The organism is Paenibacillus sp. 1781tsa1, assembly GCF_024159265.1.
Classification (GTDB): domain Bacteria; phylum Bacillota; class Bacilli; order Paenibacillales; family Paenibacillaceae; genus Paenibacillus.
Map to the genome: position 1 here is coordinate 5,693,038 of NZ_JAMYWY010000001.1, position 18,858 is coordinate 5,711,895.

Below are 18,858 nucleotides of genomic sequence, written 5' to 3' on the forward strand. Positions count from 1 at the left end.
GAATGGTGTAGCTATACAGGATGAAACAAAAAATTTACACGGGACCACTGCGCGGTCAGAAATATCCTCCGATCGCTGTTATCCCCAGATTTTTTTGATTCCCTTTTCTAAAGGGTAAAATCTGGGGATAAAGGCGAACGCTTCGCTTCTTCGAATTCTTTCTGTCCTCTCCGTTATCGTATAAATTTTTAATTGAACATGTATAGCTCAGAAAAATTTCAAAAAGGTTTACCGCAGTAGCACGGTTTGTATTTGGTAGGGTTTAAAAGATAGTGTAAACTGGCCGTTAGTGTGGGCCAGTGGTTTGATTGGTTCTTCCAGTGCATTAGAGTGATAGGCTTGCTCGAACGCATGTGGCCATTGCAATGTGATGTTTTCGCGTTTGCCTGACGACTCATAGAAACGCAGTACGGTGCCGTGTCCATCCTCTGCCAGTTTGACGGTATCCAGAATGACATGCTGGCTTTCGAAGTTAATCCATGATCCAGTTGCTGGACGTGGGTGTGCAACAGTTACTGTTGCATCTGCCGTTGGATATACTTCAGCCCCTGTGCTTTGTTGTGATTGATCCATCTGCTGCACCTGTTCCATCGATTGCACTTGTTGTGGGTGTTGTGTTTGCTCTACTTGTTGCACGACCACTTCCGTGTTCAGTTCAGCTGCCTGACGTACGGTGTGTGCGTTTCTCCAGTCTCCGTCGTGCGGGTACAGGGAATATGTGAATTCATGTTCTCCCAGATCAGCCGTTCGGTCAGGCCATTTTGGGGCACGCAACAAGGACAAACGAATCGTGCTGCCTTGCACGTCATAACCGTATTTGCAGTCATTGAGCAAGCTCACGCCGTATCCATATTCGGCTACATCCGCGAAGCGATGTCCGCAGACCTCATACTGGGCTTGTTCCCAACTTGTGTTGCGATGCGTTGGACGTTCCAGTGCGCCAAATGGAATCTCAAATGTCGCTTTGGAGGTCACCACATCAATAGGGAAACCAACTTTCAGAAGCTTGTGATCTTCATTCCAGTTCACCTGTGTCTGGAAGTCGATTCGCCGTGAGTCGTGATAAAAGACGATATCTTGTGTAATCACCGATTGATGAAGCTTCCAGTGAAAGCGCAGGACGTCCTTCGTTGTACCCGCCAGCACCAGCTTTTTCTCCACCAGTTCCACTTCGCCAGCAACCTGTTCCTCATAACGATTGTCGATATCCCATGCATCCCAGAGTGTCGGACGGTCATGGAAGAAATGAAGCTGATTGCCTCGTTCACCTGGCTTCAGCATCTCGCGCTCCGCGGTCTTATCCCACAGACGGGTGATCTCCCCGCGTTCGTTGAACTGTATATGATAAAGAGCGGTATCCCATGTATCATTAAAGGTTGGTTGTACGGCAAGGTTGGTCATTTCCCGTACATTCGTTTCCCTTGTGTTTTCCGGTACCAGCCAGATTGTTTTATATCCAAACGCCGGAATGTCTGTCACGAGAATAGAGATGCTACCATCCTCCCGATCCATTCGCAGGCGCTGGCCTTCTTCATCGATGCCGTAGCGATCAAAACCATCCTGCACAGAAAGTTGAACGACTGCACTCCGTTTCCAGCCCAGACTGTTGAATACAACATAGGCTACTGAACCTTCTGGTCCCTCGGTGTTGATCCCCGTTGTCAATGCTGCAATGCCTTGATCCAGTCCGGTTCTACCCAATTCAAATACCTGTACATATTCCTCATTCGAAGTCACGTAGGACTCCGTAATCGCCGATCCCGGTATAATATCGTGGAATTGATTCAGCAGAATAAGTTTCCAACCATCATGCAGTGCCGCACGCACTTCAGCTTCTGCATTTGCCTCCATATCCGGTTGAGCGAGTGTATTCCACAACTCAGCTTCTCGATACAGAACCTCCGCTTTCCGATTGTTGCGCTTATTGCGCGCATGTGTCGTGTAGGTTCCCCGATGTAATTCCAGATATAGATCACCATGCCACTTCGGAAGTACAGGTTGCTCCTTTTCAATTCCGGCAAAAAAAGCTCCGGCTGTACTATAACGACTTGCAGGCTGTCCAACCATCAGGTCTGCACGATCGACATACTCCAGCATCTCGCGTGTTACCCCGCCTCCGCCATCTCCATGTCCATATAGAAGCATGTGCTCCGGATGCGCTGCTTTCTCCCGGTAGGACTGCCAATGGTCGTGAATGTCTTTTGGCAGGGTGTTCTCATTAACACCATGATTGAGGTAAGACAGAATGGGTGTGCCGTCAATCCCCACCCAGTGAAACAGGTCATATGGAAACACATTTGTGTCATTCCATCCGAGCTTCGTGGTCATGAAATACTCCACATTGCCATGTTTCAAAATCTGCGGCAGTGAGGCACAGTACCCGAATGTATCCGGCAGCCATTCAATCTGTGATGTCTTGCCGAATTCCTCCATATAGAAACGCTGACCATATAACATCTGGCGAATCAGGGACTCCCCACTCGGGATGTTCAGATCCGGCTCAACCCACATACCGCCAACAAGCTCCCAACGCCCTTCTGCAATGCGCTGCTTCACTCGCGCATACAGTTCGGGATCATGCTCCTTCAGAAATGCATATAACAAGGGTTGGCTCTGGGAATACACATAGTCGGGATATTCATTCATGAGTGCGTCCACGGTGGAGAAGGTACGGCTCGTTTTGCGTACCGTCTCACGTACAGGCCACAGCCACGCAATATCAATATGGGACTGTCCCACCATATGCTCCAGACCTTCCGCGTTACCGCCAATCTCAACGACTTGATGCCTCAGGCTCTCCTCGATGTGGCGAATACCTTCTCCCTGCTGGATCTCTTCTGCTGTCATGCCTACAAATTGGTCCATTGCACGATAGATGGCTTCCAGCAGACGAACCCGCCTGAAGTCACTTTCTGACAGCAGCACAGCCGAATCACGTACAATAATGACGGTATACATGAGACTGCGAACGGCTTCATTTGGTCTTACCAGCAGGCTCGTAATTGATGTAATCGGCGGTTGAATAACAGCCTGTTGATTCAAGGGGTCCACAGGTTCAGGTACTGGATCAAACATCTCGATCTCAAGTTCTGGGTTGGTCCCGACTTTGGTTGGATCAAGCGTGACGTAGGTATGATTGCGGTCAAGGCCCTGATAAGAGTGCCCATTTACCCGAAGCAAACCTTCTCCGCCTGTCTCAAATACAAGCCCATAAGGTGCTTGCTGCCATGTAGCAGGGATCTCCAAACGTGTTCTAAAAAAATAAGTCATTCCCTGTTTGCTCGGAAAACGCTCAAAATCTTGCCCTTCGGGGTACTCACCATGATCCTTATACTGTCCTGGCACATTATAATAAGCGCGGGTAATGTCCCAGCTACGCAGCTGTAATTGCTCCAGCCACTGATGTTCGGACAACTCGCGAATAAATCGTCTGATACGTTCCAATGTCTTACGCCTCCCTTACGGTCAGTTCGGTCATATGCGTATCGTTTACGCTGCTGCCGATATGAATATGGAATAGGCCCGGTTCAACGACAGGCTTCAAATCACGACCAATATACTGTAACTGCTCCGCTCCAATTCGGAATTCCACGGTCTGTGTCTCTCCAGGCTCCAGGTTCACTTTCACAAACCCCTTCAGTTCCTTGGCGGGACGAGTCAGTGAGCTAACCACGTCTGAGATGTACATCTGTACAACTTCTGCACCTGCATAAGGGCCGGTGTTGGTCACATTCACAGATACCGTGACTGAATCACCCGCTGTCATGGATGCATCACTCAGCTGCGGTTCACTGTACTCAAATGTGGTATAACTCAGTCCGTATCCAAATGCATAACGTGGCTGCAAATCCTCTTCGAGGTAACGCTTGCCTCGGGAACGCTTGCCGTTGTAATAGATCGGTAATTGGCCGACATGCTTCGGAATGGAGATCGTCAATTTGCCTGACGGATTCACATCACCGAACAGAATATCTGCAATGGCATGCCCGCCCTCTTGACCCGGATACCATGCCTCCAGAATCGCATCGGCATGTTCATCCACCCAAGGTTCAGTGATGGGACGACCATTAATGTAGACAACGACAAGCTTTTTGCCGAGCTTGTGAATCTCCTGAATGAGTTCCAACTGTACTCCGGCAAGCCCCAACGTCATCCGGTCGATCCCTTCACCGCACTCCATATCGTTCCATGAGTGATCCGATACATTGGAAGCGCCCGTCTTCAGATCGATTGTTCCTTCTCCAAAGTCACGCGCACTGGAGCCGCCAACCACCATAATCACCGTATCCGCCTGACTGGCAACTTCGAAAGCACGCTCAAATCCTTCTTTTGAATCACCTTTGATCCGGCATCCTGGTGCATAGAGAACCTGATCTACACTGCTGTCACCAGTCAAAAAACCAACAGAACTCTTCTCCGTTTGCATATCCATACGATTAGCAAGCTTACTGCGAATCCCGTCCAGTACCGTCGCCACTTTCGACTTCGGTTGCGGAGACGTGTAATCACCCAGCTGATTGTAGGCCTGATCGGCATTGGGGCCAATGACGGCAATCCGGCCCAAATTTCCTATCGATAAAGGTAGCGTGTCGGCCTCATTTTTGAGAAGCACAACCCCTTCCGCCGCCAACTGGCGTGCTAGTTGAATATGCTGCTCACTGCCAATCACTTCTGCTGCCCGATCAGCATCCACATAAGGCTGTTCGAATAAGCCCAGTCTGAACTTCAATGCCAGCACGCGAGAGACAGCCTGATCCAGAACCTGCACATCAAGCTTGCCTTCTGCCACCGCCTGCACCAGATATTGCCCGAACATCTCACCGGACATTTCCATATCGATGCCTGCCTCTATCGCCTGCACCGATGCATCCAGTCCATCTGCCGCGACGTCATGCCCACTTGCCAGCATGTTGATCGCGCCACAATCCGTAATAACCAGACCATCAAAGCCCCAATCCTTACGCAAAACATCTTCCAGCAATTCCGTATTTACCGTACAAGGTGTGCCATCAATTTCGTTATACGCCGGCATGATGGAAGCTGCGCCTGCTTCTACCGCTTTACGGAATGGATACAGATCCACTTCCAGCAGTTCACGCCAGCCCATATGCACAGGTCCTGCATTGCGTCCACCTTCCGAGCTGCCGTAACCGACAAAATGTTTTAGCGTAGCAGCAACTGCATCGTCCCGATCCAGACTTTCACCTTGAAGTCCTTCCACGGAAGCAACTGCCAGTTCTCCAATGAGAAACGGATCTTCACCGAAACATTCCTCCGTACGCCCCCAGCGCGGATCACGCACAACATCCAGTACCGGAGAATAGGTAACCGCACCGCCTTGAGCACGTGTCTCCCGCGCTACTGCCTGGCACATCTCCCGGTATAGATCCAGATTCCACGTACTCCCCAGTAAAAGGGGGACGGGATAAACCGTTCCGTCAATCGCCATATGACCATGCGAGCACTCTTCCCCAATCAGGATGGGAATGCCCAATCTGGAATGCTCGACCGCATAGCGTTGAATGAGATTAACCGCCTCCGCGCCTTCTCTGGCGGAAAGTCCATTTTCCAGCGTAACGCCAGTCCAGGGATCTGCACGAAGTGCACCATAGAGGGAGCCAATGCCGCCATTCTCCACTTGCTGCTTAAAGGATTCATTTAATGTGATGTTTCCCTGATCATTCGTATAGGTCTGCCAGCCAAATGGCTGCGTAAGTTGGCCTACCTTTTCTTTCGTAGTCATCAGGCTCAGCAAGTGTTGTACCCGTTCCTCTACGGATTTGCTTTGGTCCTTGTAAGTCATCAATCTGCATCTCTCCAATCCTATAGCAAGATCCGGTTATTCTTTGACCGCGCCCACCGTCAGACCCTGTACAAAATAACGTTGGAAGAACGGATAAGCGAATATAATTGGCAACGTGGCAAGCACAACCATCGCCATTCGGGACGTATCCTGCGGAATGGACTGCATGGCTGCCAGACTCATCGAACTGTTAGCAGAGTTCTGCTGGATGAACTGAATACTCGACTCAATCCGCATCAGCATAGATTGCAGCGGCACCAGATTGGGGTTATCAATGTATAAGAGAGCATTGAACCAATCATTCCAGTAACCAAGTGTACTGAACAACCCGATGGTTGCCAGTCCCGGCAAGGAGAGTGGAATTACGATTTTCATAAAGGTATAGAACTCACCGGCGCCATCGATCTTCGCCGATTCAATGACTGCATCTGGCACACTGGTGGAGTAGAATGTACGCAGAATCATAATGTAGAAGGCATTCATTGCCAGCGGCAGAATCAGTGCCCATAACGTATCTTTCAGTCCAAGCAACTGGGATACGACCATATAAGTTGGAATCATCCCGCCGTTGAACAACATGGTCAGAATCGCAAAGATGGAGAAAAATCTCCGATATCTGAAGCTCTTACGGGAAATCGCATACGCATACAGCGACATGAGAATCAGACTGATGATAGTACCGAGTACCGTCACCAGAATGGTCACTCCATACGCCCGCAGTAGCGTGTCCCCACTCTGCCAGACAAACTGATATGCCGCGAGACTCCATTCTGCCGGAATCAGACGATACCCATCACGGGCCAGTGCTTTCTCATCCGTAAACGAGATAATGACTACAAATACAAAAGGAAATACACAGATCAGAGCAAATAGACCGGCGATGATGTTCATGATCACGTTCCAGCCGCTGGATACGTGGTGGAAGTCGCGTTTTTTAACAAGCCCTGCTTGAGCCATAGTGGTTCACTCCTTTCCCTGTCCTAGAATAGGCTGCTGTCTTTATCGATTTTGCGAACAACATAGTTGGAGATAATAACAAGCACAAAGCCCACCACGGATTGATACAATCCCGCTGCTGTACTCATGCCGATCTCACCACTAGTTTTCAAACCACGATATACATACGTATCAATAACATTTGTCACGGAATAAAGCGTACCCGAATCCCTTGGCACCTGATAGAAGAGTCCGAAGTCAGCATAGAAAATGCGGCCTACGGCCAGCAAGGTCATAATCGTGATGATCGGCGACAGCAACGGAATCGTAATGTTGCGAATCTGCTGCCATTTGCTTGCTCCATCAATCATGGCTGCTTCATACAGCGATTTATCGATCCCAAGTATCGAAGCCAGATAAACAACGCTGCTATAACCGATCGTTTTCCATAACGCTACGAACACCAGAATATACGGCCAATATTTTGCCTCGGAGTACCACTGAATTGGTTCCATCCCGAGCCAGCCGATAATCTGATTCAACATCCCGCGGTCCATGCTCAAGAAGCTGAAAGCGAAGTAACCAACGATAACCCAGGATAGAAAATACGGCAGAAACATGCCGGTTTGATACAGTTTGGCGAGTCGTTTGTTAACCAGTTCCGAGAGCAGGATTGCCAGTGCCACAGCGAATACCAGTCCCAGGAAGATAATGGCGATGTTATAAAAGAGGGTGTTGCGTGTAATGAGCCATGCATCACTTGTGCTGAACAGGAATTTGAAATTGTCCCAGCCTACCCATTCGCTCTTCATCAGACTTGCCCAGAACCCTTCACGGCTGAACCGATATTCCTTAAAGGCAGCCACTGTACCCACAAGGGGCAAGTAGGAGAAGAAGAAGAACCAGATGGCGCCTGGCAGCACCATGAACAGCATGACCCGGTTTCTAATCAGGTTTTTCAAAAATGTAGTCATTGTGGAGTTCCTCCTTCAGGCTTGAATGAAAAAGGACCGGACGCGATAAGCAGCCGCCCGATCCTTACGATGTACTGTTACTTGTTTTCTGCTCTCCAGGCATCCAGCTGGCTTTGGGCTTCCGCCATTACTTTCTCCAGTCCGGCTTGATTGAACTTCTCAATCACTTGATCCAGATTGGCTGCCGGGTCCAGTGTACCTGTCATCAGTGCTGCCCAATACTGCTCTTTCACGTTCTGTACCGCCGTCAGTTCGGCAGATACATTGCTTGAATCAAAGTTAAAGCTGAGGATCGGGGAATTGGTACCTTCAGCGTTAAACTTCTTGAACTCATCCCATTTGTTGTCCGGGTCATTACTGTTCAGATAGAGCAGCATGTTATTCCCAAGGGAGTATGAAGGCATATCGTAGTTTTTCGATTCAGGCAGATTTTCCATATGCGTGTCATCCACTTTTTTGTAGTGTGTACCCTCGATACCGGAGTCCACCATATTGCGCAGCACAGGATCTGTATTCAGCAGGTTCAGGAACTCCATCGCTTTCTCTGGATATTCCGAGTTGGCCGAGATGGCCATAATGGAACCTTGTACAGATGTATTCGTTATAATCGGTTCACTTGCAGGTGTTGAAACAACTTGATAACCGTAACTTGCAGACCATTGGTTGTCCGCGAGCGGCTGTGTCTGTGCACGATCCAGGAACCAGTTGCCCGATGTTGTCAGGTCGTTCGTGGAACCTGTTGTAGCTGCTTCAGCAGATACATAACCGGCTTTATAATATTTGTGCATCGTCGTAAGTGCTTCTTTCATTTCAGGTGTTTCCAATATGTTCACGAGTTTATAGTCCGTTGTATCCAGCTTGATTGCCATCGGCAGATTCTGAATGACATAGTCATACGGCACGTAAGGAACATAGTTTTTATCCATGGCAAAAGGTGTTACACTCGACTCGTTTTCCTTGATCGTTTTCAGTAAAGGCTCCAGACTGTCTAACGTACGGACACCAGAGGTGTCCAGCTTGTATTTATCAACCAGCATTTGGTTAAAGCGCCATACCTCTTGTTGAGGCAGCTCTTTGTTGGCTGGAATTCCGTAATTGTGTCCGTCTACCTTCGAACCGCTGAGGAATGCAGGATCAATGGTCTTGGTGAGATCCTGACCGTATTCAGCAAGCAGGTCATCCAGTTCAAGGAATGCTCCTTTTCTGGCATTTTGTACATAATCGAATCCACCGGAAGAGGTGAACAGAATGTCCATTGGCTCACCGGATGCTACGTTAACCTGCATCTTCTGCGGGTAGTCACCCCAGTCAACCATCTTCATCGTTACCGTGGCATTAATTTTCTCTTTGGTATACTTGCTCACTTCTTCCATCACTTTGTTGACGTCTTTCTGAGGGGTACCGATGGTATACCAGATCAACTCTACCGCGTCATCTCCAGCTCCCCCGGATTCCGAAGCATCTTTGCTTCCTCCACAGGCACTAAGAACAAGTGTAACGGCCATTAACAATGCAAGAACGAGTGAGAAGCGTTTTCTTTGTTTACTCATTTCTTTGATCCTCCCTTTTCGTGTTCCCTTAGGCTCTACTTACTAACTGCTTTAACCTTATCGAATGAAAGCATTTACAAAAAGAAGATAAACTTAAGTTTTCGAGGTACAAATTAAAGAGAAATCATCCTTGGACAACTATTTTGTACCTGTTTAAATAAATCGCTTACATGAAAGAGACATGCCGGGTAACGTATGGCATGATCTTCATGCTGCCATTCCTGTTCCCGATATGTCTCTTCGAGCTCCGTCCGCACATTTGGATATACCTGTCACCGAATTAACCAAACACCTTGAAATCCGTCGGTGAAATTCCCACATACTTGCGGAACTGTTTATAGAAATACCCCGTCTCCCAGTACCCCACATTTCGGGCGATCTCATGTACCTTCAGATTGGTATTGCGCAGTTGTTCCTTCGCACGTTCAATCCGGTATTTATTGATGTATTCGGCAAATGTCTCCCCGGTCTCCTTATGGAACAATTGTCCCAAATACACCGGATGCAGATGATAGTGGGCACCCAGCAGCTTCAGGGAAAGTTCTTCTGCGTAGTGTTTGTCGATATGCTGAAGGACTTGGTTCACAATTGGATTCTTCATATCCTGCAATAGGGATTGGATCGTCTGCGCCGCAACTTGCTGAAGCGCCCGCACGAGTTCATCAAAAGTGCCACTGTCCAGTACAAGTTGAAGCCCTTGTTGGTATATGGCAGACTCATCCGAGTGTTTGATGCTCTCCAGTTCCATTTTGAAGCGAATCACCACTTCCAATGCGGTATTCTGTAGCTCCCCGGGCGTAAGCCCATTGCGATGCTGTTCAAAATCCATACGAATCCGTTCCGCAAGTTGTTCTGTATTCCGGGACAGAATCAGTTTCGCGTAATCCCTCCAGTCGATGAAAAAGGACGCTGCCGAGTTGCCGCAACGATCCAGAATGGCATGGTCGATGACTTTCAGATCGGGATAGATCATCACGTATTGGAGCGCCTTTTTTGCCTCTTCATAACTGGCAGGCGCATGGTATATGCCCTTCATCAACCTGCCCGCACCAATACGTACCGCAGGATGTGTTACTGAGATGGCATCGGATAAAGCCTGAAGGCCATCCATTAACTTCTGTTCCTCATCCTCGTTACCGTCGACATTGGCAACAATGACGAGATCACCATCGATGTCATGAAAGACATTCAGATGGGACTTGTCCTTCAGCATCTCCTCCACACGTTCAAACATGCCGAATGTTTGCCCTTTGTCTTTGTCACGCAATATGGCGACAGCCACATCCGAGGCTTCTAGAGAAAGGTTCATAAACCGGGCACGTTCCTCAAATTCGGTAGCTGCAATCTGTCCCGTAAGCCATCGATGAAGAATGTTATCTTTCAGAATCTGAATGCCATAAGCATCATCGGCTTGAGGTGCCACTGTATGATCCAGCTTGGACGCTGTGTTGCTCAGCGTGGATTCCAATTCCTCCACATTAATCGGTTTGAGCAGATAGTTTTCGATCCCCAGCTGCATGCCTTCCTTCAGATATTCGAACTCATTGAAACCACTCAGGATAATGACTTTCATCTCAGGTTGCACTCGCCTTGCTTCCCGAATCAGGTCAAGACCATTCATGAGTGGCATGGATATATCCGTGATCAGGATGTCCACAGGCTGAGAGGAGAGCGCTTGTAACGCGGCCTGCCCATTACCTGCATGGCTCACAATTTCCATACCAAATGAAGACCAATCCACAATATCGTATAACCCTTCAATGATGAACGGCTCATCGTCTACAATAAACACCTTGTACATGTTAAACTCCCGTCCCTTCTGTATGTGGATAACGCACCCTGATCCGAGTTCCCTCACCGAGGGTGCTCTCTATGGTGATACCGAACTCCGGCCCATACAGAAAGCGCAATCGACTATGAACACTGCGCAGTCCGAACATCTGACCAGACTCTTCTGGACGTTCCAGTTCTTCAAGGATTTCCGTCAGGCGTGCAGGATCAATGCCTTTGCCATTATCTTTGATCTCCACCTGCATGACATTATCCGTCTCTTCCACAACAATCGATAATCGGTTATCCGAACGTTCCGTCTGAATGCCGTGCACGACATAATTCTCAATGATGGGTTGCAGCGAAAGTTTGACCACAGGGTGTTGATAATAAGCAGCGTCGATCTGGATCGTGTATATAAAAATATCCTTGTAGCGGATTCGGAATAACTCGAGATACAAGCGGCAAGCTTCCATCTCATCCTTCAGCGTGTAATTCTTCTTCTGCTGTACCAGGCTCTTGAACAATACAGATAGGCTATAGATCATCTCGCCGACATCTCTCGCCCCTTGGGATATGGCCCTCATGCGAATCACTTCAAGCGTATTGTAGAGAAAGTGAGGATTGATACGCGCCTGTAACGCGACCAGTTCGGTCTCCTTTTGTTTGATCTCGGCTTTGTAGACGCGTTCAATGTACAGATTCAGCTCATCCAGCATGTCGTTGAAGCTATGCGAGATCTGCCCCAGTTCATCATCGCGCGGATCGTCGATGCGAGCCGTCAGGTTGCCGTATTTTACTTTTTGGGTAAAGCGAATGATTCGACGGGTTCGTTTTGCAAAATTAATAATGAAAAACGCCGGAACCAACACGGCAAACAGAATACAGACGATACTGATGGAGATGATGGTATTGCGAATCCCCGCATAGGTCTCGGCCATCTCTTCCACCGGAACGGTACCCATGACCACATAACCCTGATCCGCGGAGACAAACTTGTTCACATACATGTTCTGCTCCTTTTTCATCGAATCCATATCCGTCTGATCAAACAGGGAATCGGCCACATTCACGTAAGGGTACTTTTTCCCGTAATACTGATTGTTGGAGTCGAACAAGACCGTTCCTTTGGCCGATAACACCACGATTTCTCCCTTCAGATTACTTTCGTAGTTATCCAGTGCATTCCCGATTCCCTCCGAGTCAAAAAACACCAGAAACTGCCCCAGATTTCGAAGCGTCTGTGTATTGTTAATCGGTACGCGGATGGAATAGAGCGCAGGGTCCCATTGATTGATCTCTTTGCGAATCCAGTAATTAGGTGCACTGATATTGGGCGTTTCCATCGCCATCACGTCAGGAATATAGGAATGGGCTACATTGGTGTCCAGCTTGCGGAACTGCTTGTGTTGATTAAAGGCAGACAGATCCTGCTGCTCAGCGCTATACAACATGAGTTGGTTAATCTGCGAATTGCGATCCATGATGTTTTGAAAATGTTTTAACACATCGGCCGAATAGTCGTCCTGATTGGCATAATATCCATTTGTCATGTGCTGAACATATTCAGCGTAGGAGTGGTTCATCAGATACGTAATGTTGGCGGAGAGTGCCTCATTCTGATGCATGTCCCTCACCATGTTTTGTACCGATTCATACTGCTGATGAATATAACGATCCACATGTTCCATCGCCGCTTTCTGGATCGCCAGTTCCCGGCGAATCGTGGAGTCGGACACCGACAGGAAGATGATATAAGACAATGTAATGATCGTGACAATCGATATCATCGAGAAGATCAACAGCATTTTCATAAACATATTATTTTTGAAGAAATTATTGTAAACGCTAACAATTTTCAAGTCGCATGTTCCCTCCGATGCTGTTTTCCTGACTATTAAGTTGAACTAAAGATATTTACACTGACACTACGATGACAGAATAACCTTCCAATCGCTGTTATCCCCAGATTTTTTGATTCCTTTTTCCCAAGGGAAAATCCGGTGATAAAGGCGAACGCTTCGCTTTTTCAGGTTTCTTCTGTCCTCTCCGTTATCGTGTAAAAAATTAGTTTAACTTATATAGAATTATATCACCCGGCTTCTGACATTAACTTGTCACCTGTAACTTTTCTTTAGTTTGTACTCGCGTTTCTTTAATTTCACCCTATTTAAAAACGCTTTCATCCACTATCGTTAACCATAAGTTTAGCTTTGTGTAAAAGAATGCCAACCATTCATTCCACTTGAAGGAGGAACATCATGACACGCAAACTGAAACCAAAAGGCCTCATACCCAAGGTAACTGCCATGGTATTGACTACGGCATTGCTTGGACAAGTTGTTGCATCATCCGTTTATGCAGGAGACACGCTCCCTTACACAGGTGAAAGCGCCAAAGGGGTGAATCAGCCCTATCAGCACGGGTATACCTCATCCCAGATTCTGAACTGGACACCTGAAAGTGACATCCATGGTGATCTGCTTCGTGCCCATGTCCCCTTGCAGCCCCGTAATGAACCGTTCGCTGCCACGCAGGCTTATCCTGAGCTTAGTCCCGACACCCAGCTATTTACGATGAGTGGCGATTACGGCAATGCATTCTTCGATAGCACACCCTATACCAATGAATTCAGCCAATATCTCTTTAATTATTGGCAATATACAGACTACTACAGCTATTGGCATGGCATGGCTTCTGCCGGAGTGCCGGAGGAATTATACGATCCCAGTAAGGAATGGACGGAGAAATACTTCGAGTTTGGCATTTTGAATATTCCGAATCCGGCCTATACCAATGCAGCCCACAAAAATGGCGTCAAGTCCATTGCCAACATCTTTTTCTCGGACAATGACCGTGGCCCTCAGACCTACAAACAAATGCTGATCCAGGATGAAAACGGTAATTTCCCTGTTGCCGAGAAACTGGCGGAGATGGCAGAGTACTACAACTACGATGGATACTTCTTCAATCAGGAAGAAGTTGCCCGGGGTGTAGCCCCTGAGGATATCGCTTCCTACAAGAAATTCATGAAATATCTAAGAGATAAAGGCCTGTACGTTCAGTGGTATGATTCCACCATCAATACAACAGGCAAGATTCAATACCAGAACCAGTTTAACGGCCTTAATAGCCCCTTTGTACAGGATTCCGTTCTCGGCAGAGTCTCGGATTCCATCTTCCTGAACTATGTATGGAACCACAAGATGCTCCGCGATTCCCGTGATCATGCCCTTAGTCTGGGACTGGATCCACTGGAAACTGTATTTGCTGGTGTCGAAGGTGGTCATGACAAGTTCGGTCGCTGGAAGCAATCCTACGACCTGCGCCATAACCTGGACGAACACGGTCAGCCCATGAATAGTATCGCGACATTGGGTGCCGATTTCACCCACAACGCCTTGGATGAAGAGATGGGCGATGGCAGCACCAATTATCGAGCTGAGGATGAGTACCAATGGATGACCTTTGTGCGCGATCGTGCCTGGTGGTCTGGTCCAAATCAGGACCCAACGGATGCACGTCGTAATGCATCTGCCGATCTGTCGGACGTGTATGCTTCCGGTGCAAATTGGGATGGAATCGCTGCATATCTTACGGAGCGATCCGTCATCAACGGCTCTAATTTTGCGACAAGCTTCAATACGGGTCACGGTCTGAAATATTATGAAGACGGCGCTGTCTCGAACGATAAGGAATGGTCCAATATCAACATTCAGGACATCCCTGTTACCTGGCAATGGTGGATGGATAGCGAAGGCGACAAGCTGAGTGTCGATTTTGATTATGGCCCATCTTATGAGAAAGGCGCAAGGTACAACTACGATTCCATTGGCGCATTCCAGGGCGGCAGCTCACTCGTGGTAAACGGTACACTGAACGCGGAGAACTTCCTGCGCCTGTACAAGACCGACCTGTCCGTCAACAGACAATCCAAACTGGAGCTGACGTATAACAAACCGTCCACCAGCGATGCTTCTTCCCTGCATGTTGGACTGATCTTCGAAGATGATCCATCCAACGTGGTCAACGTAAATGTGCCTAATGCAGGCCAGCATACCGAAGGTTGGAAGACAGCTACACTGGATTTGAGTGCATATCAAGGCAAGACCATTGCCGCTATAGGATTATCCTTTGACCCGAACGGTAAGACCATTGAGAATTATCAGATGAATATTGGCGAGATTCGTATGTTCGACGGTTCTGCGGCTGTACCGGATGCACCGACTGGATTCCATATTGCCAAAGCACTGACCAACACGAATGAACTGGTTGTCGCCTGGGACATGAAAGAATATTCAGAGGTCAAACAATACAATTTATATGAAAATGGTGCCTATGTTGGGGGTGTGTATGATTCCACTTTTTATATTAAATCACTAAAACAGCCTTCTGGTGAACTGTCCATACGTGCTGTTGGTGCAGATGGTACCGAAAGTGAAGCAACCGTCCTACCCTACGATCTGAATACAGCCGTTCAGAATATTGATGTGAAATTCAAAAAGAATGGCGATGCCATTGTCAGCTGGAACAACCCGAAGAAAGCAAAAGATACAGGCAAGAATAAAGATAAGAATACGGATAAGGATAAAAATAAAGACAAGGGTAAAGGCAACGAGTCCATTCAGCTCACACTAGAAACCGAATACACCAATGAACCCTTCACCAAGTCGCTTCAGGTCAAAAAAGGAAAATCATCCGCCGTTCTGACGGGACTTCCGACCAATGGTGAACATTACGTACTGAACATCGCCATTGGCGAGCAGAATCCGGTTACCCATACCGGACAGCTCGCAGATCTTCAGATTACACCATACGCCAAGGATAAGGTCACGGTAAAAGATGGGAAATACACGCTTGCCCTGCCGGATCTGGAGGACTGGTATAAAATCTATGTATATGAAAATGGGGTGCCGCGCGAGTTCGGAGTCACTTACGTTTCGCAGAAATTTCCGTATATCATTCGGGGAAGAACAAAGCTAAGTGAACTGACCTTCACGCCATCGTCCAACAACAGCTCATTGAAGCTGGTCATTGAGGATTATGCGGGCAATCAGGCCACTACAATTTTGAGGTAATTATAATTTCGTGCACGCCTGTATGCTAGTTGAGATACTTACAGCCCTTCACTTCCCAAAGGAAGTTGAAGGGCTGTACTTGTTGAGGGTTACGTTACGGATCAATGTGTTTAGAAACGAAACTGAAAACCCTTCATCGTTACTAATATCCTTTTTAAAATCTCACTTCAAATGATCTCTAAAATTTCATATCTTTACAAATTAATCATGATAAGCAAAGATTGGAGTACATACGAGCCATTTGTTTTCATCAGTCACAACGATCTGGAGGGAATCACATCACGTATCTGCCTCCCCAACTGAAGGAGTGATAATCATGAAATACACCAATGTTTTATTATCAAGCGTAATTGTCTTAGGAAGCATGGGCACGTTATCCACTGCATCATCTTCGTTTCATCCTTCTGAGAAAGTAGCACACATTGCCGCTAAATCAACTTCTATGAACGCTTCGACATACCAGAGTATACCTAAGTTCATAAAAACGATAGGCTCAAACAAAATGGTCTGGAAAGGTGACAACATCACTGTAACCGCGAACACCTTAAAGCTAGATGCTGCTGCCGACTTTGAGCACAACATTATTGACACGATCACAGTTGCTCATGGTAAAGAAAAACACATCCTGCATACGGAAGACTTTGGAGTGAAATTATTGGATATCACAAGTGTTGCTGAATCTCCATCTAATAGCTGGATTGCTATCCGAGCAGAAAAAAGTGCCGGCAGCAATCTTATTCTTGTGAACGTTAAAACAGGAAATTACACCATTTTAAACGAACGTCTTGAAAACGCAGGTAAACAAGATGTCGAAACCATTACATCTTATAATTGGTCACCAAAAGAAGACATCATTGCATTTGCTTATGGAAATACGGAGAAGAGCATTTTAGCAATATACGATACGAAGAAAGACCGTTTTGTTTATCTCCCTCGGGCAACCAACTATATTAGCACCGGTTTAATTTTGTGGCATAAGAGCGGAAGAAATATGGATTACATTAGCGAGTATCCTTCAGATCAATGGATTCTTTTCAGATACGATACCACTAGCAAAAAAGTTAAACCTGTAAAAAAAATAACTCGGAATGAATCTCAGCAATGGTTTGAATTAGATAAATAACATCATTATTTAACTCCCCTTCCTTTATCCCCTACCTACTGACAACAGTTCTCTTGTCCATATTTTGTAGTAAACCGATTTTCTTTACGACTTTTATGTCGTTTGTAGCGTTCATATTAGTGAACGGAAATTTATAGTAAAATTTGGTTTTCATCAAAGAAACAGGAGGTGATTGGTTTTTCCCCCGTTAGGAGTCTAGTACTACGCAAATTAAAACCGAGGTGTAAAATGAAGAAATCTATCATCCTGTTACTATTCAGTACGCTGCTACTCTTGCTAATTCCCCTGCACACCCATGCAGCTAAGAATCAAACTAAAATTATTTTAGATGGCCAGGAGCTAGTTTTACCCCATGATATTGAAGTCGTTAATGTACGAAACAATATTATGATTCCGATTCGGGTAGTCGCTGAGAATTTAAAATTCAACGTGAAATGGGATCAAAAAACACAAAATGTAAATATCGAACAAGCTTCCAATGCAATTTCCTTGACCGTTGGAAAGGATCAAGCTACAGTCCAGAACAACACCGTCCAACTTAATATCGCTCCACAAATGATCAAGAATACGGTTGTTGTTCCCCTACGTTTTGTTAGTGAAGAGATGGGTCTGCGAGTGGGCTGGAATAACAAAAACAAGATTGTTACGCTAACCAGCAATAATGTATCACAACCAGCTTCACCTTCTCATGGAAATGATGCAGGCTCTAACCTGGTTCATGATATAACGTATGCTAATAATCAACTCGTTGTCTCATTAGACCGTGAAGTTGCTCCAGTCATATCTACACTTAAAAATCCCGAACGAATTATTTTAGATTTCCCATCCACCAACTTCGGAAATATGGGACAGGTCCCCTCTGGAGGATCCATGGGAAGATTGGATGTTAACGAATTCCCAAGTGTTACTGAGATACGTTATTCTCTTTTCAAAAATGATCCTCCTCAGATTCGAATTGTAATTGAATTAAACAATATAAGTTCGGTGAATTACACACAACAGACAATCGCCGGCAAATTTATCCTTGATCTAAGTATGGCAAATGAACCTGCACCTGCCACTCCTGTGAACAGCGGCAAAAAAATAGTCGTTATTGATCCGGGACATGGAGGAAGTGATCCAGGTACAATAAGTTTTACCAAAAAGCAAGAGAAGCATTTTGCCCTTGCTTTAGGGCTAAAGGTGCAGGCTCTTTTAGAAAAGGAACCTGACATAGAACTAATGATGACTCGGGAAACGGACATCTACCCTACAAGACCGGAACGTGTCAAACTTGCCAACGATCTTAATGCAGATGTGTTTGTATCTATACACGGTAACAGTGTAACTGCTGCTCCTCAGATATCGGGAACTGAAACGTATTATTACCAACGTGAGAGCAGTAAAGCACTGGCGACTCTCATCCATAAAAATCTGATCCATGCCTTGGGATTTAATGATCGTGGCGTTAAGAACGGAAACTACCAGGTGATCCGAGAAACCACGATGTCTGCGGTTCTTCTAGAAATCGGATTCTTAAGCAACCAGATGGAGGAGGAGGCCATGATGTTAGAAAGCAATCAAAATAAAGCTGCACAGGCCATTGTGGATGGGATAAAAGAATATTTGAAGCTATAGGACAGTG

Annotated in this window: 10 protein-coding genes; 3 read left to right on the top strand and 7 right to left on the bottom strand. The window is 46.6% G+C overall.

The annotated features are described in order from the left end of the window. Window positions 1–228: 228 nt before the first annotated feature. From NKT06_RS25570 to NKT06_RS25600, 7 genes are all read right to left on the bottom strand, one after another. Complete coding sequence (locus tag NKT06_RS25570; RefSeq protein ID WP_253440613.1) at window positions 229–3,444, bottom strand: alpha-mannosidase; 3,216 nt, start codon at window positions 3,442–3,444, stop codon at window positions 229–231. Window positions 3,445–3,448: 4 nt separating this feature from the next. Continuing rightward, window positions 3,449–5,803 carry a glycoside hydrolase family 3 N-terminal domain-containing protein gene (locus tag NKT06_RS25575; RefSeq protein ID WP_253442798.1) on the bottom strand — a complete coding sequence of 785 codons (2,355 nt, stop codon included), beginning with the start codon at window positions 5,801–5,803 and terminating at the stop codon, window positions 3,449–3,451. 36 nt (window positions 5,804–5,839) lie between these two features. After that, entirely contained in the window at window positions 5,840–6,760 is a 921-nt protein-coding gene (locus tag NKT06_RS25580; protein WP_253440614.1) for a carbohydrate ABC transporter permease, read from the bottom strand. A 23-nt stretch (window positions 6,761–6,783) separates the two neighbouring features. Next, on the bottom strand, window positions 6,784–7,713 hold the full coding sequence (locus NKT06_RS25585) for an ABC transporter permease (protein ID WP_253440616.1): 930 nt from the start codon (window positions 7,711–7,713) through the stop codon (window positions 6,784–6,786). Window positions 7,714–7,790: 77 nt separating this feature from the next. Further along, a complete protein-coding gene (locus NKT06_RS25590; protein WP_253440618.1) occupies window positions 7,791–9,263 on the bottom strand; it encodes an ABC transporter substrate-binding protein in 1,473 nt (490 codons plus the stop codon). A 280-nt stretch (window positions 9,264–9,543) separates the two neighbouring features. Continuing rightward, window positions 9,544–11,064, bottom strand: coding sequence for a response regulator transcription factor (locus tag NKT06_RS25595; protein ID WP_253440619.1), 1,521 nt, complete (start codon window positions 11,062–11,064; stop codon window positions 9,544–9,546). Window position 11,065: 1 nt separating this feature from the next. Further along, entirely contained in the window at window positions 11,066–12,895 is a 1,830-nt protein-coding gene (locus NKT06_RS25600) for a sensor histidine kinase (RefSeq protein ID WP_483311597.1), read from the bottom strand. Window positions 12,896–13,294: 399 nt separating this feature from the next. On the opposite strand from NKT06_RS25600, the gene NKT06_RS25605 reads away from it, so the two are divergent. The 3 genes from NKT06_RS25605 to NKT06_RS25615 all read left to right on the top strand — a co-directional run bounded on the left by NKT06_RS25605 (window position 13,295) and on the right by NKT06_RS25615 (window position 18,851). Then, the gene (locus tag NKT06_RS25605; protein ID WP_253440620.1) at window positions 13,295–16,111 is read left to right on the top strand and encodes an endo-beta-N-acetylglucosaminidase; all 2,817 of its coding nucleotides are present in this window, start codon (window positions 13,295–13,297) and stop codon (window positions 16,109–16,111) included. Between the two features lie 316 nt (window positions 16,112–16,427). Then, window positions 16,428–17,234 (top strand): hypothetical protein, encoded by an 807-nt coding sequence (locus NKT06_RS25610; protein ID WP_253440621.1) that lies wholly within the window; start codon window positions 16,428–16,430, stop codon window positions 17,232–17,234. Window positions 17,235–17,462: 228 nt separating this feature from the next. Next, complete coding sequence (locus tag NKT06_RS25615) at window positions 17,463–18,851, top strand: N-acetylmuramoyl-L-alanine amidase family protein (protein ID WP_253440622.1); 1,389 nt, start codon at window positions 17,463–17,465, stop codon at window positions 18,849–18,851. The last annotated feature ends 7 nt before the right edge of the window (window positions 18,852–18,858 follow it).